Source organism: Paenibacillus andongensis (genome assembly GCF_025369935.1).
In the GTDB taxonomy this organism is placed as follows: Bacteria; Bacillota; Bacilli; order Paenibacillales; family NBRC-103111; genus Paenibacillus_E; species Paenibacillus_E andongensis.
Genome location: NZ_CP104467.1, coordinates 3,276,549 through 3,296,789 on the forward strand (window position 1 = coordinate 3,276,549; position 20,241 = coordinate 3,296,789).

The window sequence follows — 20,241 nt, forward strand, 5'->3', positions numbered from 1 at the left end:
TTTCTCGTCCCTTTTGGGGGATGAGAGGCTTTTTTTGTTTTTCTGACAACATAAAGATTGAGGCAGGAATGGAGAGGTTAGCATGGATTATGGCAAAACATTAAATTTACTGCAAACGGAGTTTCCGATGAGAGGCAATTTGCCGCAGGCGGAACCGAAAATCCAAGAACACTGGGAAGCTGAAGACATATATGCCAAAGTGCAGGAGAGTCGCAAAGGCAGAACAAAATTCATTTTGCATGATGGACCTCCGTACGCGAACGGCGATATTCATATCGGACATGCCTTAAACAAGGTATTGAAAGATATTATCGTGCGATTCAAAACATTACAAGGTTTCGATGCGCCTTATGTTCCAGGCTGGGATACACACGGATTGCCGATTGAGCAGGTGATTACAAACAGCGGGAAAGTCGATCGTAAAAAAATGACTGTCCCTGAGTTCCGTGAATATTGCAAAGAGTATGCCCTGCAGTCTGTTGAGAAACAGAAAAGCCAATTCCAGCGACTTGGTATTCGCGGTGACTGGAAGAATCCGTATATCACTCTGCAGCCAAATTATGAAGCTCAGCAAATTCGAGTGTTCGGTAAAATGGTTCAAAAAGGCTTTGTCTACAAAGGTTTGAAGCCTGTCTATTGGTCCCCTTCATCCGAAAGTGCACTTGCAGAAGCTGAGATTGAATACAAAGAAAAAACTTCTTCTTCCATCTATGTGGCGTTCCCTGTTAAAGACGGCAAAGGCAAACTGCCGCAGGATGCCGCTATTGTGATTTGGACGACAACGGCATGGACACTCCCTGCAAACCTGGGTATCTCACTTCATCCTGAGTTCGACTACGCTGTTGTTGGGGCTGGTGGGAAGAAGTATGTACTTGCACAGGGCTTGCTTGCAGCTGCAGCTAAGGAAATTGGCTGGACTGATTACGAAGTGTTATCGACGATAAAGGGCAGTGAGCTTGAGTTCGTTACGTGTCAGCATCCGTTCTATGACCGTGAATCGCTTGTAATGGTCGGCGAACATGTGACACTTGAGGCAGGTACTGGTTGTGTACACACAGCTCCTGGACATGGGGAAGACGACTTCGCGATTGGACAACGTTATAACATCGGAGTGCTATGTCCTGTGGATGATCAAGGGCATTTCACAGCGGAAGCACCGGGCTTCGAAGGCTTGTTCTATGAAAAAGGCGGCAAGCTGATTATCGAGAAGCTGCAAGAATTAGGTCTATTGCTTAAAGCTGGTGAAATTCAGCATCAATACGCCCATGATTGGCGCACGAAGAAGCCAGTTATTTATCGAGCGACAGAGCAATGGTTCGCGTCCATCGATAAGTTCAGACAAGAGATGTTGGATGAAATTAAGCAAGTGAAATGGACGCCAGAGTGGGGTGAAGTTCGCCTGCATAACATGATCGCAGATCGTGGAGACTGGTGTATTTCGAGGCAGCGTGCATGGGGTGTTCCTATTCCGATCTTCTACTGCCGCAGCTGTAACGAACCGCTTGTCAATGAGCAAACCACCCAACATGTGGCTCAATTATTTGAGCAAGAAGGCTCGAATGCTTGGTTTATCAAAGATGAAAAGGATCTCCTCCCTCAGGGAACTAGCTGTTCCAAATGTGGTCATGTTGAGTTCCGTAAGGAAACGGACATCATGGACGTATGGTTTGATTCTGGTTCCAGCCATGTGGCTGTTCTAGAATCCCGTCCTGAGCTGCAATGGCCTGCGGATCTGTACTTAGAAGGTTCTGACCAATACCGTGGTTGGTTCAACTCTTCTCTCATTACAGGTGTTGCCACAAGAGAGAAATCGCCATATAAAGGCGTTCTCAGCCATGGCTTTACGCTGGATGGAGAAGGACGGAAAATGTCCAAGTCGATCGGCAACACGATTGATCCGAATGTTGTGTGTGGTAAGCTAGGCGCCGATATTCTGCGTCTGTGGGTATCCTCAGTCGATTATCAATCGGATCACCGGATCTCGGATAATATTTTGAATCAAACGACGGAAGTATACCGTAAAATTCGCAACACGATGCGCTTCTTGCTGGGGAACATGAGTCATTTCAACCCAGAAACCGATCGTGTAGCTGCGGAGAGTTTGTCTGAGCTTGATCGTTATGCGTTGATCCGCTTGAATCGCATGATTGAGAAGGTAGTGAAGGCATACGAAGCGTATGAATTCCATGTCGTTTACCAAACGATTCATCATTTCTGCGCAGTTGAAATGAGCTCTTTCTATTTGGATATTATCAAGGATCGTTTGTATGCAAACGCGCCTCATGATCCAGCTCGGAAAGCTTCGCAAACCGTATTATATGCTGCCTTAACTGCGATCACGAAGCTAATTTCACCGATTCTTCCGCACACAGCTGATGAAGTGTGGAAGTACATCCCCGGAGTTGAGCTCAGCAGTGTGCAGTTAGCAGAACTGCCAGAAGTCGATTCAAGTTTGTATAAGGAAGAATTGGAAAATAAATGGAATAGCTTCCTGGATGTTAGAGATGAAGTTCTGAAAGCTCTCGAGGAGGCACGTAAAGAGAAGGTCATCGGTAACTCGTTAGGAGCTGCTGTGCATCTATATCCGAATGATGAAGCTGCTTACGATTTGCTAATGCAATTGGAGCAATTGGATCAGTTATTCATCGTCTCTGCTGTGAATGTACACAAACCTGGAACAGAAGCTCCTGTTGGGGTGTATCAATCCAAGGACGCTGCCATTGCTATCACGGTAGCTGAAGGCGAGAAGTGCGAGCGCTGCTGGATAGTGACTTCAGAGGTAGGGCAAAGTAAAGAACATCCGACACTTTGTGCCAGATGTAATGACGTTGTTTCGACTCATTATCACGAGTAATGGAAGCAAACGAGCTTTCGCTTAATGCGAAGCTCGTTTGTCCTGTTTTTTCTAGAGCTGCTCATCATCTGGGTTATAATGGTTTTCTGGTTCGAGAAGAGGCTCGCCCTCACCTTTATGCATATAATCACGGTAGGCCTTGCCTCGAACAATGGTAACATGTTCACCATACAGGTCAGTCGCAACAAAGCTCTCAAAAGACTCAACATATCCAACGTGCTCATCGGCTTCCACATACATTTCATTATAGTGATCAACATTGGGATCTTCCGCGAAGGCGGGCGAATTTGAGGTACCCCAACTTTCAACAATTTGCCAAGCATCTTCACCATCGAATTCAGTCTCGTCGTCACGTTCGTCAAAGCTGGTTCGGCCAAAAGGTGGGTAGAGCACTTGTTCTTCAACAGGTCTTCGGAATGATCGGTCAGGATCAGGAACGTGTTCTAAGCTGTAAAGGGTAGTAGGGATAGCTTGAAGGCGCTCAAAGGGAATCGGTTGTTTGCTGAATACACATATGCCGTATTCTCCACTCTCCATGCGAGCTAAGGCTTCATTAACTTGATTTAAATGAAATTCAGCATGTTCGTTGAGTGAAATATCTTTCTCTCGTTCGTAAATTTCTGTGGCAACGTCTCCTGGATGATTATCATACATGGAGAGCTCTCCAGTACTATCTTTAAAAGAATTGGACAGGCCATAATTATCATTCATGGCAAAATGTTTTTCGAGATAAACCTTTTCCTCCAATAATTGCAGATATAATTCTCTTAATTGCTCCTCGGATAAATGGCTCATAGTCGAAAGTACAACTCCTTTCTAACAGCTGATGCATACCGTTATAATGCCGAGTGACAGCTTTTTTTAGTGAGGTAATTCCTTGAAAATAAGGAACATGTTTAAGCTTGCGAGAAGGTAATGCTTACGAAAACTCTTAGGAGGAAAAGATAATGAAATATTATTTCTATGCGCTCATCGTTTTTATTTTGGATCAAGTATCCAAATGGTTTATTGTGAAACGGATTCCGCTTGGCGAGGAACGTCCAGTGCTAGGTGATTTCTTCATCATAACTTCGCATCGTAATCGGGGTGCGGCATTTGGCATTTTGCAAAATCAAAGATGGTTTTTCATTGTGATTACACTTATTGTAGTGATTGGTATTCTCTGGTACATGCGTCGGACGATACGTGAGAGAAAAGTTTTATTATCTTTTGCACTTTGTCTTCTGCTAGGAGGAGCAATCGGTAATTTTATTGATCGAGCTTTATTCGGTGAAGTTGTGGATTTCCTGCAGTTTACCTTTGATTTTAGCTTGTTCGGCAAAGCCATTTATTATATTTATCCGATTTTCAATCTAGCTGATTCGGCCATCGTGATCGGGGTCATCCTGATTTTCCTAGAATCGTTACTTACTTGGAGAAAAGAGAAAAAAGGAGCAACGAATGAACACAAACCAGACCTCATCTGAGGCCGCGACAAATGATGTCGTCGAATGGACGGTTGAAGAGCAGTATGCCAGTGAACGTATTGATAAATTCATTACAGAAGCATTAGAAGAAGATGTGTCAAGAACACTCGTTCAGCAATGGGTCAAAGACGGACATGTTAGAGTGAATGGGAAAACAATAAAACCAAACTATAAGCTGTCTGAACAAGATATTATTTCTTTGCGAATTCCTGAGCCCCAGGGTGTTGAGCTAGCCGCGGAAAACATTCCCCTGAATGTTGTATATGAAGACGCCGATGTCATCGTGATCAATAAACAGCGGGGACTTGTCGTTCATCCAGCACCTGGCCATTACTCAGGTACATTAGTAAACGCATTGATGTACCATTGCAAGGATCTATCTGGCATCAACGGAGAGCTGCGTCCTGGCATCGTACATCGGATTGATAAGGACACATCCGGTCTTATCATGTCGGCAAAGAACGATAAAGCACACGCTAGCTTAGCTGAGCAGTTAAAGGCTCATACGGTTAATCGCAAATATATCGCCCTAGTACATGGGAATCTACAACACGATCAAGGTACTATCGACGCTCCGATCGGACGCGATTCCAATGATCGCAAGATGTATACGGTAACGGAGAAAAACAGCAAGCAAGCTGTAACTCATTTCGTAGTTATCGAACGTTTTGGCGATTTTACCTTGGTGGAGCTGAAACTTGAAACAGGAAGAACCCACCAAATTCGCGTGCATATGAAATTCATTGGTCACCCGCTTGTTGGTGATCCGATGTATGGCAAGAGCAAAGGGATGCTTATGGATGGGCAAGCGCTGCATGCTGCCATTCTAGGCTTTAAACATCCGCGTACAGAGGAATGGCTGCAATTTGAAGCACCGATACCCGCTGATATGGAAAACCTTTTGCAAACAATTCGAACATCCTAGGGTTCTTCAGAGTGGGAGAGGAGTGAATCACATGGAGTATCTGATTAATCCACAAGTGAAAGATATTCAAATTTCAGGCATACGTAAAATATCTAATCTCGTCAGCACCATTCCAGGTGCATTGACTTTAACGATCGGACAGCCTGATTTCCCGACGCCGCGGCATATAATTGAGGCGGGACAGAGGGCTTTGGATAAAAATAAAACGGTTTATACGCAAAATCCCGGACTATTGGAACTGCGAGAAGCGGTATCCAGCTTCGTTCTCATTAAGTACGGCCAACAATATCGCGCAGCTGATGAAATTATCGTGACAGCTGGAGCGAGTCAAGCGGTAGACATTACGTTACGTACCATCCTTACACCTGGTGCAGAAGTTATTATTCCCGCGCCAATTTACCCGGGATACGAGCCATTAATCAGACTAGCAGGGGGAGTCCCTGTTTATGTTGATACTAGACCGAATGGCTTGAAATTAACGGCGGAGTTACTTGAGCCTTATCTAACAGCTAACACGCGCTGCGTTATCTTGTGCTATCCATCTAATCCAACAGGCCAAGTGCTCACGGAGCAGGAATTGACCGATTTGGCTCAATTATTAGAAGATCGGGAATTGTTTATTTTATCCGATGAAATTTACAGTGAGCTTGTGTACGGAGTCCAACATCATTCTATTGCAACGATAGGTAAGCTTCGCGAGAAAACCATTGTTATTAATGGCCTATCCAAATCCCACGCTATGACAGGCTGGCGGGTTGGATTCACTTTAGCGCCTGCATACATTACCGAGCATATTGTCAAGGTACATCAGTATAATGTGACCTGCGCAAGCTCAGTAAGCCAGTACGCGGCATTAGAGGCTTTGACAGTTGGTGTGGATGATGCTCTGCCAATGCGCAATGCCTATGAAGTTCGTAGGGATTACGTCTATGATCGTTTGGTCGCGATGGGCTTCGAGTTGGAAAAGCCGAATGGGGCGTTTTATTTGTTCCCTTCCATTTCCAAGTTCGGTTTAACCTCTCAGGAATTTACCTTGAGGCTGCTTCATGAGGAGCACGTTGCTGTTGTACCTGGAGATGCTTTCACTTCTTACGGAGAAGGCTATATCCGCATTTCGTATGCTTATTCACAAGAAGTATTAGAAGAGTCGCTTGATCGGCTTGAGCGTTTTATTAGTAAGCTAACGTAAGCTTGCCATTGTTCAGGTATTTCATAGATGAGATTACTTTAATCCTTAAACGAGGAAACCCTCCAAATCCACTTAGTGTGGTTGGAGGGTTTTTCTTTGAAAGATAAGAATTTATATGTCTTTGGCGACCGAGAGGTTCCCTATATAACAGGTGAGATAAGGTCTGGTATCCGCGCCGTGTGCAGCTTGTAACGATGTTTTACAATGTTTTGCATCGTTACAGATGTCCTTCGTTTAACCATACTTAATTAGATTTAAACCGTAAATAGGCTGTAATGGTATCTATGGCTACATCAATAGCACTCTCATTAGGATCAAGCTTGGCGTTATGCAACCCATGAGGAGTATCTACCCCTAACCAGAACATGAAGCCAGGTATTTGCTCCAAAAAGTAGCCAAAGTCTTCGCCTGTCATCGCTTCTGTACATTCCACAAGCTGTACATTTTCTTTTCCGCGCAGCCAGTCCATGAATTCCACGGTCAAAGCTGGATCATTAAACACCTGGCGGTAATTCGAGCCATAATCAATAGAAACTTGGCACTCGAAGGAGCTTTCGATTCCTGCCGCTACAGCTTCGATCCGTTTCTTGATCTTGTCCATAGAATCAGCGGAAAGGGTACGAATTGTACCTTCCAAGCGCGCTTTTTCAGCGATAATGTTCTGCTTGGTTCCGGCTTCCATTTTACCAATGGTAATGACGGCCGAATCCAGCGGATTCACATTACGGGAAACAATGGTCTGCAGTTGACCAACCATTTGTGTCGCAGCAATGATCATATCGTTTGCTTGGTGCGGGTAAGCGGCATGTCCGCCTTTGCCTAGCAGGTCAATGAACAGCTCAGATGTATTGGCAAACAAGATCTCCGGCCTCGTGGCAATCGTGCCTACTGGGTACTCAGGAGCTATATGGAGAGCAACCATCTGGTCAGGCTTCCAATCCTGCAATTCTTCAGCAGCAAGCATGGGCAAAGCTCCGCCTGGTCCTTCTTCTGCTGGCTGGAACAGCACAATCAGATCATCCTGCATCGGCTGCTGAGCGAAATGGGTAACAACGCCCATCCCAATCGACATATGAAAATCATGTCCGCACGCATGCATGTAGCCTCGATGCTGGGAAGGAAACGGAAGAGAGGTCTCTTCCGTGATGGGCAGCCCGTCCATATCCGCTCGATATCCGAAGCGTTTGGTAGGATTCGTACCTTTGATGTAAACCAAAATGCCAGTGCGCCAAGTACGAATCGTCAGTCTATCCTGAGGAAGCTTAGCTAGATGGTCAAGGAGAAGCTGCTGCGTCTTGAACTCTTGAAAGCCCGGCTCCGGAATTTGGTGAAGCTGACGGCGCAGCTCTATAAAGGGGCTAAGCATGGTGAATTCCTCCAGAACACCTTACAGGGTGCGCAGATCTTGTAAAATTTCTGTTTTGGACTTCGTTTTATCGTCCACTTTCTTAATCACTCGTGCAGGTGCTCCTGCTACAACTGTATATTCTTCTACGTCTTGTGTAACGATAGCACCGGCAGCAACAACAGATCCTTTTCCGATACGAACACCTTCCAAGATAACGGCATTCGCTCCAACAAGCACATCATCCTCAATCACACAAGGCTGTGCGGAAGGGGGCTCAATAACGCCTGCAACAACTGCACCTGCGCCGATATGACACATTTTGCCGACTTGTGCTCTACCACCAAGAACAGCATTCATATCGATCATTGTACCATCGCCAACAGAAGCACCAATATTAATGAGAGCGCCCATCATGATGACGGCGTTATCTCCGATATGTACTTTATCACGAATGATCGCACCTGGTTCAATGCGCGCATTGATTGGCTTCAGATCAAGCATTGGAATCGCAGAATTGCGACGATCCGCTTCAACAACGAAATCCGCGATTTGCGCTTTGTTTGCTTCAAGAACGGGCTGAATTTCACTCCATTCGCCAAAAACAACGCCGCTTCCGCCGGATATAAAGGTTTGGCTGCCTTCACCAAAGTTAATACCTTCAAGGTTTCCTTTTACGTATACTTTAACAGGCGTTTTTTTCTTGCTTTCTTTAATAAATTGAATAATTTCTAACGTATTCATCTCGGTCATGGTGACATCTCCTTAAAATTTAAATTGACTCTCCTATATTATCAGAAAGGGGGCATTTCAGCCAATGTGTATTCATAGAGCTTTTTGAGCGAATTGACTATAGTATAGATCTGCATAAAAGCCATGCTGTTCCAATAGCTGTTCATGGGATCCTTGTTCAATAACGGAGCCATGATTCATAACAAGAATAAGATCGGCATCTCGTATGGTGGAAAGTCGATGTGCAATGACGAAGCTTGTGCGACCCTCCATCAGGTTATTCATCGCCTTTTGAATGGATACTTCCGTGCGTGTATCTACGCTGCTCGTCGCTTCATCAAGAATCAAAATGGTTGGATCCGCAAGTATGGCGCGTGCAATGGTCAGAAGCTGCTTTTGCCCATGTGAAAGGTTGGATGCTTCTTCATTCAATCTAGTATCGTATCCTTCCGGCAGGGTTCGAATGAAATGATCGGCATAGGCCGCACGAGCCGCACTAACGATCTCTTCCTCAGTGGCACCATCACGTCCGTAAGCGATATTTTCACGAATCGTTCCGTTGAACAGCCATGTGTCTTGCAGGACCATACCGAACAGTCCGCGCAGATGACTACGTGACATTTCACGTGTGTCTACCGCATCAATGGAAATCGTACCATTCTTTAATTCGTAGAAACGCATCAGTAAATTGACAATCGTTGTTTTACCTGCACCTGTTGGGCCAACAATGGCAACCGTTTGTCCAGGCTCTACTTGAATATTCATATCTTGAATCAACGGGGTATCCTCTTTGTAAGCAAAATTAACCTGTTTAAATTGAACATGGCCTTTAACATTTTGGGTTGTTTTTACATGAGTGATTTCCAGTACTTCTTCCGGCTCATCTAACAGCTCGAAGATACGTTCCGCGGCGGCAATAGTGGACTGAATCACGTTGGCTATATTAGCCACCTGTGCAATTGGCATCCCGAATTGCCCTGAATATTGAATAAACGCTAAAATATCTCCGATTTTAATAGCCCCATTTGTTACCATGATGCCACCAATCACACTGACCAATACATAGCCGATATTCCCGATAAAGGACATAAGGGGGAAGATCATCCCCGAGATAAACTGGGCACGCCAGCCTGAATGATACAAGCGTTCATTAATTTCATTGAATTGCTCAACGGATTTCTGCTCACGGCCAAAAGCTTTGACAATGGTATGTCCGGTGTACATTTCTTCCACGTGACCATTCAGTTCGCCGAGCGTTTTTTGTTGACCTTTAAAATACTTCTGAGACCGTGAGGCGATCATTTTCGTTCCCAAAATGCTGAGCGGCAAGGTTACGATGGTGGCCAAGGTCAATAAAGGACTGATCGTTAGCATCATAATAATGATTCCGAGCAAGGTTACGATTGAAGTAATCAACTGCGTCAAGCTTTGCTGCATGGTAGAGCTGAGAGTATCTACGTCGTTAGTAGCCCGGCTCATCGTATCTCCATGACTGCGTGAGTCGAAGAAGGAGAGAGGTACTCGGGTGAGCTTCTCGCTGATATCTTTACGGAGATTAAATACTATTTTCTGTGTGACACCGACCATAATCCATTGTTGGATGAAAGTAAGAATGGCACTAAGTATGTAAAGAGCAGCCAGGATAACAATGATTTTGAAAATGGCATCGAAGTCAATTTTAGCACCGGCAACTCCCTTGAACTTCGCGATAGAGCCTTCATACAATATGGTTGTTGCGTTCCCCATAAGTTTGGGACTAATAATGCTGAAAAGCGTGCTGAGTACAGCCGAGATAAAAACAAGCAGGATAGATATACGGAAAGGACTCATATACCGGGACAACCGTCGTATAGTTCCCTTGAAATCCTTAGCCTTTTGAACTGGCATTCCCATGCCACCCATGCCGCCTCGGCCAAAGTGACCGGGATTTACCCCTGCTTGAGAAGGAGCTTTCTCTTTTGGTTTGTCGCTCATGCAATTTCCTCCTCTGACAGCTGAGAAGCAACAATTTCTTGATACACAGCACATGTTTTCATCAAATCTGAATGGGTGCCGATTCCTGCGATTTGCCCTTCTTCCAGTACGATAATGCGGTTAGCGTCCATAATTGTACTGACGCGTTGGGCAACAATGATCATGGTTGCATGTTCGGTTTCGGCTTTGAGAGCTGCACGAAGCTTAGCATCCGTTTTGAAATCAAGCGCAGAGAAGCTGTCATCAAATACGTAGATGTTCGGTTTACGAACGAGTGCACGCGCAATGGCAAGCCTCTGCTTCTGGCCTCCGGATAAGTTCGTTCCACCTTGGGCCAGAACAGCTTGGTAGCCATCTTTCATCTCGGCGATGAAATCTGCAGCTTGGGCAGTAGTCGCAGCATGCTGTATTTCCTCTTCCGTTGCCATCTCACGCCCAAAACGAATGTTATCCGCTACCGTTCCTGAGAAAAGCGCTGCTTTTTGTGGGACATAACCGATTTGCAGTCGTAGACTTTCTAATTTTAAAGAAGGCAGAGGATGACCATCTAAAGTAATAGTGCCGGACTCTACATCATAGAAGCGCAAAAGTAAATGAATGAGGGTCGTCTTGCCCGATCCGGTTCCTCCAATAATTGCTGTTACCTCACCAGGCTCAGCACGGAAGGATAGATCGCGGATTGCTGGTTGTTCAGCCCCAGGATAACTAAATGATACATGTTTAAATTCAACAGCTGCTTGCTTGGAATCAAGAGATTTCGCCATTTCCGCACTATGTATGTTTGATTGATGGGCTAAAACTTCATTAATACGGACAGAAGAAGCAGATGCGCGTGGAATCATCATGAAAATCATCGTCATCATGAACATAGAAAACATGATCTGCATGGCATATTGGATGAAGGCCATTAAGTCACCAATCTGCATTTGGTTGGCATCAATACGAACTCCGCCGTACCAAAGAATGACGACAACCCCAAGATTAAATACAAGCATCATGATGGGCATCATCGTAGACATGATGACATTTACTTTTACGGCTACTTGTGTGTAATCCAGGTTCGCTTTTTCGAATTTGCGTTTTTCATGTTCGGAACGGTTAAAGGCGCGAATGACGCGGATGCCGGTTAAATTTTCACGCAGCACGAGATTAATGCCATCGATTTTGACCTGTAATGTTTTGAATAGGGGAAGTCCTTTACGCATGATTCCCACAATTGCAAGTGCAAGAATCGGGATGATGGAGATTAAAACAATGGCGAGATGAGCGTCCTTGTAAGTGGCCATAATGACTCCGCCGACTAGCATCGTTGGAGCGCCGATGAACATCCGCATCATAACAATCACTTGCTGAACTTGTGCGATGTCATTCGTGGTTCTGGTAATGAGGGAGGATGTGCCGAGTTTATCAAATTCGTGCAAGGAGAAGCTTTCAACATGGGTAAAAAGCGTTCGTCGTAAATCCCTGCCGAATCCTGTCGCCGTTCGTGCTAATAAGTAGCTCGCAATGATGACACAAACCATCGCGCCCATCGCTACTAAAAGCATGTAAGCGCCAAACCGGAGAATATAAGGAATATCTCCTTTCACAACCCCGACATCGACAATGTCTGCGAGCAGAGTGGGCAGGTACAACTGCGCCAATGATTGCAAGAGCATCAAAGTAATAATCGCAACCACAGAAGTTTTGTACGGTTTCAGAAGCCGAAACAATTTGAACATAGGTTCCTCCTTAGCGTTTTACCCTAGCAAAACGGGCATCATAAGCGTTGCAGAATTTTCGCAAGAAAACGGGCAATGCTCGTGTTTTCATATGTAAATTATAACACATGGCCGAGCGCTAGCTCAAAGCAAGTTCAAGAAATAGATATTGACTTATCGTGTCGAAAGTGGGATAATTCTTTTAATTAAATATGTACCTTTAAAAACAGTCCAGAGAGGCTGGCAAGGTAGTCGATGAGAAAAGACGGGATATACTGAGTTGCGGATTCAGTGTAGTCAAAGCTAAAGGGATGTGCGCATCCTTATGCCCCGCTCTGTATCTTTATGCACTCGTAACTCCTTGCCAATAAATGGGCAAGGAGTTTTTTGGTTTGCTAACAGAAAACCTGCGAATGCACACGATGCCAGTTTTCCCTACGGAAAACTCAGCCAATGCTTACGATGCAAGTTTTGCTAAAGCAAAACTCTCAGGAGGCGAAAAAGATGAATGAAACGGCCGAACACACGATTATTGATGAAATGGGAATTCGCAGAGCGCTAACACGGATTGCGCACGAGATACTGGAAAAGAATAAAGGGGTAGAAAACTGTACCTTGATTGGGATTCGGACCCGTGGTATTTACTTGGCAAGTCGAGTAGCAGAGAGAATTCTTGAGATTGAAGGTATACCGATTCCTGTCGGTGAGATTGATATCACCTCTTATCGTGATGATCGCGTGAAGGTGAAATCAGTGGAGAATGTCCAGGAAGGCGGCAAGCTCCAAATTCAAGACCGCAAAATCATTCTATTCGATGATGTACTTTACACCGGAAGAACGGTGAGGGCAGCGATGGATGCATTGATCGATCTGGGTAGACCGCAAATGATCCAGCTTGCCGTCCTTGTTGACAGAGGCCATCGCGAATTGCCAATTCGCCCTGATTATGTAGGAAAGAACGTACCTACCTCCAAAAGTGAAAGCATCGAAGTACGGCTAACGGAAATCGATGATAAGGATGGGGTCATCATAATTCAACAGAGGGGGAAACAGGAGTGAGCATAGTGAGTACACAAACGAAGCATTTTCTAGGATTGAAGGGCGTAAGCGCAGATGAAATAACGAGCATACTTGATCGTGCTGCCTACTGGGAACAATCATCTTCGAAGGTGACGAATCAGTTTCAAGGCAAATTCGTTTCCAACTTGTTTTTTGAAAATAGTACAAGAACTCGGTTCTCCTTTGAACTGGCGCAAAAGCGGCTCGGAGCTGATGTACTCAACTTCTCTGCTGCTGAATCCAGTGTACAAAAAGGTGAGTCCATCTACGATACAGTCCGTACACTCGAGTCCATGGGCATCGATGCCGGTGTCATCCGATTGAAGCCAAACGGTGTCCTGCAAGAGCTGGCTGAGAAAATCAAAATCCCGCTCATTAACGCGGGGGACGGCAATAACGAGCATCCAACACAAGCGCTGCTCGATTTCTACACGATGCGCAAGCAGTTCGGCGCCATCAAAGGTTTAACGGTCTCTATCATCGGAGACATCTTGCACAGCCGCGTCGCTCGCTCCAACTTATGGGGACTCATCGCCCTGGGAGCAAAAGTGCAGTTCTGCGCGCCGGAAAGCATGCAGGCTCCAGAGTTAGCTCAGTTTGCTCCGTATGTGTCCTTCGAGGAAGCACTGAAAGCTGACGTGGTTATGATGCTGCGTGTGCAGCTTGAACGGCACGACAAAGGAATCATTCGCTCTGCAGAGGAATATCGCGAGCAATACGGGCTAACAGCAGAGCGTGCAAGTCGCATGGCACCTCACGCAATCATCATGCATCCGGCTCCCGTCAATCGAAATGTTGAGCTTGATGATGAACTTGTTGAACACGAGAAATCCAAAATTTTCACGCAAATTGCTCACGGTGTTCCGATTCGTATGGCGGTCATCGAACGAGCTTTATCCTAAAGGAGAGACTTTGATCTTCGATCAAAGATCCCTATAATGTCCCACAAAGTGAAGCCAAGCTCTGAAGCTGATTCCGCCCGCATTGAGCTTTAGCTCGATCGGCGTCTAAACTTACCATTCAAAGCGGTCATACTACGTCGAATTGCTTCGATAAGAGTTTAGACATTACTTTGCGGGGGCCCCAAACGAATACTAGGAGGACAATATCACAATGGGTATTTGGATATTAAACGGACTTACCGTTGATGCAAATAATGTACAAGCGAAGAAACACATTTTGGTAGAGAATGATAAAATTGCAAAGGTTATAGAGGCAGAAGAAGGTTCGGCTCCACAAACTGATGGCCATGAAGTCATTGATGCAGCAGGTAAGCTGGTGACTCCAGGATTCATCGATATGCATGTTCACCTAAGAGAGCCTGGCTTTGAGCATAAAGAAAATATCGCGACCGGAACACGTTCCGCAGCAAGAGGCGGCTTCACAACCATCGCCTGCATGCCGAATACAAGACCTGTGATCGACACCGTTGATACTGTGAACTACATATTAGACAAAGCTGCAACGGAAGGTGTCGTCCGTGTTCTCCCCTACGGTACGATTACGAAGAACGAGCTTGGCCGCGAGTTGACCGATTTCGCTGCGCTGAAAGAAGCGGGCGTCATCGGCTACACGGATGACGGTGTCGGCGTGCAAAGCGCGCAAATGATGAAGGATGCGATGGCGTTGGCTGCATCCATCGGTATGCCAATCATCGCGCACTGCGAGGATGACACGCTTGTAGTTGGCGCGCCGGTCAGCGAAGGCGCGTTCGCGAAGAAGCACGGACTGAAGGGAATCCCGAATGAGTCCGAGGCGATTCATGTAGGTCGCGACGTGCTGCTAGCCGAAGCGACAGGAGTACACTACCACGTGTGCCACGTAAGCACCGAGCAGTCGGTTCGTCTGATCCGACATGCGAAGCAGTTCGGCATTAAAGTGACAGCCGAGGTATGTCCGCATCACCTCGTGCTCTCGGATGAAGACATTCCAGGGCTCGATGCCAACTGGAAGATGAACCCGCCGCTGCGTACGCCGCGCGATGTGCAGGCTGTCATTGAAGGGTTGGAAGACGGCACGATAGACATTATCGTGACGGATCACGCGCCGCATACCGAAGAAGAGAAAGAGAAGGGCATGATGCTGGCTCCGTTCGGCATACTCGGCTTCGAAACTGCGTTTTCCCTGCTGTACACGAAATTTGTACTGACAGGCAAATGGTCCTTGGGATTCCTTGTGGATCGTATGACGAAAAAACCTGCCGACGTATTCGGTCTTCCATACGGAACACTGGAAGTAGGCAGCGCAGCTGATATTACCATCGTGGATTTGGAAACAGAGCGCGAAGTTCTCAAAGAAGAGATCGTTTCACGCAGCAAAAACACGCCATTCATTGGCTGGAAGCTGCAAGGCTGGCCGGTTGTTACAATCGCTTCCGGTAAAGTGGTTTGGTCATAAATCGTTCTTAAATAACGTCGAAATCAAGCATAAATCCGCATTAAGATCTATACGCAGATCGAAAATTCGTGTATATTTATACAGAATGATTGCTTTTTATGCAAATCTTATGCAATGAAAAAGAAATTGTAGGCATGACATCTGCGATTCGAGAGAATCGTTTGACAATAGCGAAGGAGTTGAAAGAACATGCAGGCAAGATTGTTGCTGGAAGACGGCACTCTTTTTACAGGAAAATCGTTCGGTAGTGAAGGTGAATCCGTCGGCGAGGTTGTATTCAATACAGGAATTACAGGTTATCAGGAGGTGCTTTCCGATCCTTCCTACTGCGGTCAAATCGTGACCATGACATATCCATTAGTGGGGAACTACGGTGTGATTCGGGATGATTTTGAATCCGTACGTCCTTTCATTCATGGCTTTGTCGTTCGTGAGCATGAAGAGATTCCTAGTAACTGGAGAGCGCAATATACACTGGGTAGCTTGCTGAAAGAATACGGCATCGTTGGGATCAGCGGCATCGATACGCGCATGTTAACTCGTAAAATCCGTCATCACGGCGTTATGAAAAGCCTTTTGACAACATCCAATAAATCGATTGCTGAGCTGACTGAAATCCTAAGAGGAACGCCTCTAATGACAGATCAAGTCGCTCGTGTATCCACGAAAAGTGTATACGGCGCACCTGGTCACAAAGAACGTATTGTTCTCGTTGACTTCGGAGCTAAAAGCGGAATCATCCGTGATCTTAGCAAACGTGACTGTGACGTTGTCGTTGTTCCTCAAGATGCTACAGCTGAACAAATTCGTCGCCTTGCGCCAGACGGCGTTCTGCTGTCTAACGGCCCTGGGGATCCGAAAGACGTACCTCACGCTGTCGAAATGATTAAAGGCTTACTCGGCGATATCCCGCTCTTCGGCATTTGCTTGGGGCATCAGCTGTTCGCACTAGCATGTGGCGCAGACACGGATAAACTGAAGTTCGGCCACCGCGGCGGTAACCATCCGGTAAAAGATTTAATTTCCGGACGCTGCTACATTACTTCACAAAACCATGGCTACACGGTTAAGGAAGAATCCGTCCAAGGAACTGACCTTGAAGTAACACACATCAACAATAATGATCGCACGATTGAAGGCTTGAAACATAAAAAATACCCTGCTTTCTCGGTTCAGTATCACCCAGAGGCAGCACCGGGTCCATTTGACTCCAGCTACTTGTTCGATGATTTCATCTCGCTGATTCGTCAGCACAAAATCGATAACCCACAGCAGCCGCGCCAAGCGCAAATGCTTGCACAGTGGAAAGCTTCCACGGCATCGACATCTGTGAAGGAGGAACTGCAATATGCCAAAAAATAATACACTCAAAAAGATTCTCGTTATCGGTTCCGGTCCTATCGTCATCGGTCAGGCAGCGGAATTTGACTATGCAGGTACGCAAGCTTGTCAAGCGCTTAAAGAAGAAGGCATGGAAGTTATCCTGATCAACAGCAACCCTGCTACGATCATGACGGATACGAACATGGCGGATAAAGTATATATCGAACCGATTACCCTTGAGTTTGTTACGCAAATTATTCGTCAAGAACGTCCGGATGGTTTGCTTCCAACACTCGGTGGTCAAACAGGTCTGAACATGGCTGTTGAGCTAGCTCGCGCAGGCGTTCTGGAAAGCGAGAACGTGAAGCTACTCGGAACACAGCTAACAGCAATTGAGAAGGCAGAGGATCGTGATCTTTTCAGAGACTTGATGAGAGAATTAGAGCAGCCTGTACCAGATAGCGTTATCGTAACGACAGTTGCTCAAGCGGTTGATTTTGCTAACGAAATCGGCTTTCCAATCATCGTTCGTCCTGCCTACACATTAGGTGGAACAGGCGGCGGTATCTGTAACACGATGGAAGAGTTGACGGAAATCGTTGCTTCCGGAATTCGTTACAGCCCAATCGGTCAATGTCTAGTAGAACGCAGTATTGCGGGCATGAAAGAAGTCGAGTACGAAGTAATGCGTGACGCGAACGATAACTGCATCGTGGTATGTAACATGGAGAACTTTGATCCAGTGGGTGTACATACCGGAGATAGTATCGTTGTGGCACCAAGCCAAACCTTGTCGGACCGTGAGTATCAAATGCTGCGTTCGGCTTCGCTTAAAATCATTCGCGCCTTGAACATCGAGGGTGGCTGTAACGTACAATACGCGCTTGATCCGCATAGCTTCCAATACTACGTAATCGAAGTGAACCCGCGTGTAAGCCGCTCTTCAGCGCTTGCATCCAAAGCAACGGGCTATCCGATTGCGAAGATGGCTGCGAAAATTGCGATTGGCTACACGCTCGATGAGCTAGTCAACCCAGTAACAGGCCAAACTTATGCGTGCTTCGAGCCAGCACTGGACTACATCGTTTCCAAAATTCCACGTTGGCCGTTCGATAAATTTACAGCGGCAAACCGTAAACTGGGTACGCAAATGAAAGCGACTGGCGAAGTTATGGCGATTGGCCGTACATTCGAAGAGTCCATTCATAAAGCGGTTCGTTCCTTAGAAATCGGCGTACATCGTTTGTTCCTAAAAGAGACGGATCTCTTAGATCAAGAAACCCTTGAGTTCCGCTTGCAAAAGCCTGACGATGAGCGTCTGTTCTTACTCGCAGAAGCGTATCGCAGAGGTTACACCGTAGAACAATTGCAGAATTTGACGAAGATTGACTGGTGGTTCTTGAACAAATTGGATGGTCTGATCAAATTCGAAGCTGAGATTGCTGCTGCTGATTTGACGGCTGAACTGCTGTTCGAAATCAAACGTAAAGGCTTTACAGACCGTGCAGTGGCTGAGATTCGCGCACTTGCAGGCAGATCGACATTCACCAAAGAAGCTGATGTGAGAGCATTCCGTCTACAACAAAATATCAAACCAGTTTACAAAATGGTAGATACTTGCGCAGCTGAATTCGAAGCATCAACACCATACTACTATTCCACTTATGAGCAAGAAGATGAAGTAACGGAAACAACGAAAGAGAAAGTGGTTGTTCTGGGTTCCGGTCCGATTCGTATCGGTCAAGGGATTGAGTTCGATTACTCCACGGTTCATGCGGTTTGGGCGATCCAAGCGGCAGGTTACGAAGCGGTTATTATCAACAATAACCCAGAAACGGTATCAACGGATTTTAACACGTCCGATCGCTTGTACTTCGAGCCACTGTTCTTTGAAGATGTGATGAATGTGATCGAACGCGAAAACCCAATCGGGGTTATCGTTCAATTCGGTGGTCAAACCGCGATTAACTTGGCTGCGCCTTTACACAAAGCAGGCGTACGCATTCTCGGTTCCGATCTCGAAAGTATTGATACTGCCGAAGATCGTAAGAAATTCGAAGCCTTACTAAGCAAGCTCTCCATTGCTCAACCACCAGGAGGCACTGTTACATCGGTTGACCAAGCCGTGGGTACAGCTGCGAAGTTCGGTTATCCGGTTATCGTTCGCCCATCCTACGTCTTAGGTGGACGCGCAATGGAAATCGTCTACTCCGATGAAGAATTGCTAAGCTATATGGAATATGCCGTGAAAATCAACCCTGAGCATCCGGTTCTGATTGACCGCTACATGCTTGGTAAAGAGGTAGAGGTTGATGCCATCTGCGATAGAGAAACGGTTCTAATCCCAGGGATTATGGAACATGTTGAACGCGCAGGGGTTCACTCCGGTGACTCCATCGCGGTTTATCCGCCGCAATCCATCTCGGATGAGATTAAACAAAAAATTATCGACATTACGACGAAAATCGGTCTTGAACTGAACGTAGTTGGTTTGGTCAACATTCAGTTCGTTATTCATAACGATGAAGTATACGTGATCGAGGTTAACCCGCGTTCTTCCAGAACTGTGCCTTTCTTAAGCAAAGTAACGAACATCCCGATGGCCAACGTGGCTACACGCGTCATTATGGGACAAAAGCTGACGGATATGGGCTACCAAGGCGGTTTATGGCCGGAAGACAAGTATGTATCGGTTAAAGTGCCAGTGTTCTCCTTTGCGAAGCTGCGCCGTGTTGATACAACTCTCGGACCTGAAATGAAATCGACGGGTGAGGTTATGGGTCGCGACATCAATTTTGCCAAAGCACTCTATAAAGGCTTAATTGGAGCGGGGATGAAAATTCCTGCGGCAGGATCTGTCGTCGTAACGGTAGCTGACAAAGATAAAGAAGAAGCGATTGAGATCTTAAAAGGCTTTTATCGTCTTGGTTATAAAATCATTGCAACAGGCGGAACGGCAACAGCGATCGAACAAGCTGGTCTTCCAGTGACGACGGTGAACAAGTTAAGCGAAGGTTCGCCTAACATTCTGGATCTCATCCGCAGCGGTGATGCACAGTTCGTGGTGAACACACTGACTAAAGGTAAAGAGCCAGAGCGCGACGGTTTCCGCATTCGTCGTGAAGCGGTGGAGAACGGTGTGGTTTGTATGACATCACTCGATACAGTAAGAGCGCTTGTTAATATGCTTGAAGCAATCAACTTCTCCTCGCGTGCAATGCCAATTCATGTCTAAAGGCTATGCTTACAAAGCCAGTTTTGCTAAAGCAAAACTCTA

At 46.1% G+C, this 20,241-nt stretch carries 14 protein-coding genes and 1 other annotated feature (1 of these 15 cut by a window edge); of the genes, 9 read left to right on the forward strand and 5 right to left on the reverse strand.

All coding sequences use genetic code 11. The features are described 5' to 3' along the window. Positions 1-15: a binding site (T-box leader), on the forward strand; it begins 234 nt to the left of the window's first position. 67 nt (positions 16-82) lie between these two features. Beyond that, positions 83-2,854 (forward strand): isoleucine--tRNA ligase, encoded by a 2,772-nt coding sequence (gene ileS / locus NYR53_RS14345; protein ID WP_261305787.1) that lies wholly within the window; start codon positions 83-85, stop codon positions 2,852-2,854. A gap of 51 nt (positions 2,855-2,905) precedes the next feature. On the opposite strand, the gene NYR53_RS14350 is transcribed toward ileS, so the two are convergent. Further along, positions 2,906-3,649, reverse strand: a complete 744-nt coding sequence (locus NYR53_RS14350) for a TraR/DksA C4-type zinc finger protein (RefSeq protein ID WP_261305788.1) — start codon at positions 3,647-3,649, stop codon at positions 2,906-2,908. A 152-nt stretch (positions 3,650-3,801) separates the two neighbouring features. Between NYR53_RS14350 and lspA the strand changes: the two genes are divergently transcribed. The 3 genes from lspA to NYR53_RS14365 are packed head-to-tail and all read left to right on the forward strand — an operon-like array spanning position 3,802 to position 6,434. Beyond that, on the forward strand, positions 3,802-4,320 hold the full coding sequence (gene lspA, locus NYR53_RS14355; RefSeq protein ID WP_261305789.1) for a signal peptidase II: 519 nt from the start codon (positions 3,802-3,804) through the stop codon (positions 4,318-4,320). Beyond that, positions 4,295-5,245, forward strand: coding sequence for an RluA family pseudouridine synthase (locus tag NYR53_RS14360; protein ID WP_261305790.1), 951 nt, complete (start codon positions 4,295-4,297; stop codon positions 5,243-5,245). The genes lspA and NYR53_RS14360 overlap by 26 nt, the downstream gene beginning before the upstream one ends. Positions 5,246-5,276: 31 nt before the next feature. Further along, complete coding sequence (locus NYR53_RS14365) at positions 5,277-6,434, forward strand: aminotransferase A (protein WP_261305791.1); 1,158 nt, start codon at positions 5,277-5,279, stop codon at positions 6,432-6,434. 244 nt (positions 6,435-6,678) lie between these two features. Here the strand turns inward: NYR53_RS14365 and NYR53_RS14370 are convergent, their stop codons facing one another. From NYR53_RS14370 to NYR53_RS14385, 4 genes are all read right to left on the reverse strand, one after another. Then, on the reverse strand, positions 6,679-7,800 hold the full coding sequence (locus NYR53_RS14370) for an N-acetyldiaminopimelate deacetylase (protein ID WP_261305792.1): 1,122 nt from the start codon (positions 7,798-7,800) through the stop codon (positions 6,679-6,681). A 21-nt stretch (positions 7,801-7,821) separates the two neighbouring features. After that, the gene (gene dapD / locus NYR53_RS14375; RefSeq protein WP_171648435.1) at positions 7,822-8,532 is read right to left on the reverse strand and encodes a 2,3,4,5-tetrahydropyridine-2,6-dicarboxylate N-acetyltransferase; all 711 of its coding nucleotides are present in this window, start codon (positions 8,530-8,532) and stop codon (positions 7,822-7,824) included. 72 nt (positions 8,533-8,604) lie between these two features. Beyond that, the gene (locus tag NYR53_RS14380; RefSeq protein WP_261305793.1) at positions 8,605-10,485 is read right to left on the reverse strand and encodes an ABC transporter ATP-binding protein; all 1,881 of its coding nucleotides are present in this window, start codon (positions 10,483-10,485) and stop codon (positions 8,605-8,607) included. Further along, positions 10,482-12,206, reverse strand: coding sequence for an ABC transporter ATP-binding protein (locus tag NYR53_RS14385; protein ID WP_261305794.1), 1,725 nt, complete (start codon positions 12,204-12,206; stop codon positions 10,482-10,484). Before NYR53_RS14385 ends, NYR53_RS14380 begins: the two co-directional genes overlap by 4 nt. Before the next feature lie 483 nt (positions 12,207-12,689). On the opposite strand from NYR53_RS14385, the gene pyrR reads away from it, so the two are divergent. The 5 genes from pyrR (at position 12,690) to carB (ending at position 20,199) form a co-directional block, all read left to right on the forward strand. Beyond that, positions 12,690-13,244, forward strand: a complete 555-nt coding sequence (gene pyrR, locus NYR53_RS14390; RefSeq protein ID WP_261305795.1) for a bifunctional pyr operon transcriptional regulator/uracil phosphoribosyltransferase PyrR — start codon at positions 12,690-12,692, stop codon at positions 13,242-13,244. Then, positions 13,241-14,146: an aspartate carbamoyltransferase catalytic subunit gene (locus NYR53_RS14395; protein WP_261305796.1), complete on the forward strand. Its 906-nt coding sequence runs from the start codon at positions 13,241-13,243 to the stop codon at positions 14,144-14,146. The genes pyrR and NYR53_RS14395 overlap by 4 nt, the downstream gene beginning before the upstream one ends. Positions 14,147-14,357: 211 nt before the next feature. Continuing rightward, positions 14,358-15,641 (forward strand): dihydroorotase, encoded by a 1,284-nt coding sequence (gene pyrC, locus NYR53_RS14400; protein ID WP_261305797.1) that lies wholly within the window; start codon positions 14,358-14,360, stop codon positions 15,639-15,641. 189 nt (positions 15,642-15,830) lie between these two features. After that, on the forward strand, positions 15,831-17,003 hold the full coding sequence (gene carA / locus NYR53_RS14405; protein ID WP_261305798.1) for a glutamine-hydrolyzing carbamoyl-phosphate synthase small subunit: 1,173 nt from the start codon (positions 15,831-15,833) through the stop codon (positions 17,001-17,003). Further along, positions 16,990-20,199 carry a carbamoyl-phosphate synthase large subunit gene (gene carB, locus NYR53_RS14410; RefSeq protein ID WP_261305799.1) on the forward strand — a complete coding sequence of 1,070 codons (3,210 nt, stop codon included), beginning with the start codon at positions 16,990-16,992 and terminating at the stop codon, positions 20,197-20,199. Before carA ends, carB begins: the two co-directional genes overlap by 14 nt. Positions 20,200-20,241: the final 42 nt, after the last annotated feature.

What these genes read in the sequence shown, in the direction of transcription:
- ileS (WP_261305787.1), top strand. Translation starts at nt 83, where the DNA reads ATGGATTATGGCAAAACATTAAATTTACTGCAAACGGAGTTTCCGATG.
- NYR53_RS14350 (WP_261305788.1), bottom strand. Translation starts at nt 3,649, where the DNA reads ATGAGCCATTTATCCGAGGAGCAATTAAGAGAATTATATCTGCAATTA.
- lspA (WP_261305789.1), top strand. Translation starts at nt 3,802, where the DNA reads ATGAAATATTATTTCTATGCGCTCATCGTTTTTATTTTGGATCAAGTA.
- NYR53_RS14360 (WP_261305790.1), top strand. Translation starts at nt 4,295, where the DNA reads ATGAACACAAACCAGACCTCATCTGAGGCCGCGACAAATGATGTCGTC.
- NYR53_RS14365 (WP_261305791.1), top strand. Translation starts at nt 5,277, where the DNA reads ATGGAGTATCTGATTAATCCACAAGTGAAAGATATTCAAATTTCAGGC.
- NYR53_RS14370 (WP_261305792.1), bottom strand. Translation starts at nt 7,800, where the DNA reads ATGCTTAGCCCCTTTATAGAGCTGCGCCGTCAGCTTCACCAAATTCCG.
- dapD (WP_171648435.1), bottom strand. Translation starts at nt 8,532, where the DNA reads ATGACCGAGATGAATACGTTAGAAATTATTCAATTTATTAAAGAAAGC.
- NYR53_RS14380 (WP_261305793.1), bottom strand. Translation starts at nt 10,485, where the DNA reads ATGAGCGACAAACCAAAAGAGAAAGCTCCTTCTCAAGCAGGGGTAAAT.
- NYR53_RS14385 (WP_261305794.1), bottom strand. Translation starts at nt 12,206, where the DNA reads ATGTTCAAATTGTTTCGGCTTCTGAAACCGTACAAAACTTCTGTGGTT.
- pyrR (WP_261305795.1), top strand. Translation starts at nt 12,690, where the DNA reads ATGAATGAAACGGCCGAACACACGATTATTGATGAAATGGGAATTCGC.
- pyrC (WP_261305797.1), top strand. Translation starts at nt 14,358, where the DNA reads ATGGGTATTTGGATATTAAACGGACTTACCGTTGATGCAAATAATGTA.
- carA (WP_261305798.1), top strand. Translation starts at nt 15,831, where the DNA reads ATGCAGGCAAGATTGTTGCTGGAAGACGGCACTCTTTTTACAGGAAAA.
- carB (WP_261305799.1), top strand. Translation starts at nt 16,990, where the DNA reads ATGCCAAAAAATAATACACTCAAAAAGATTCTCGTTATCGGTTCCGGT.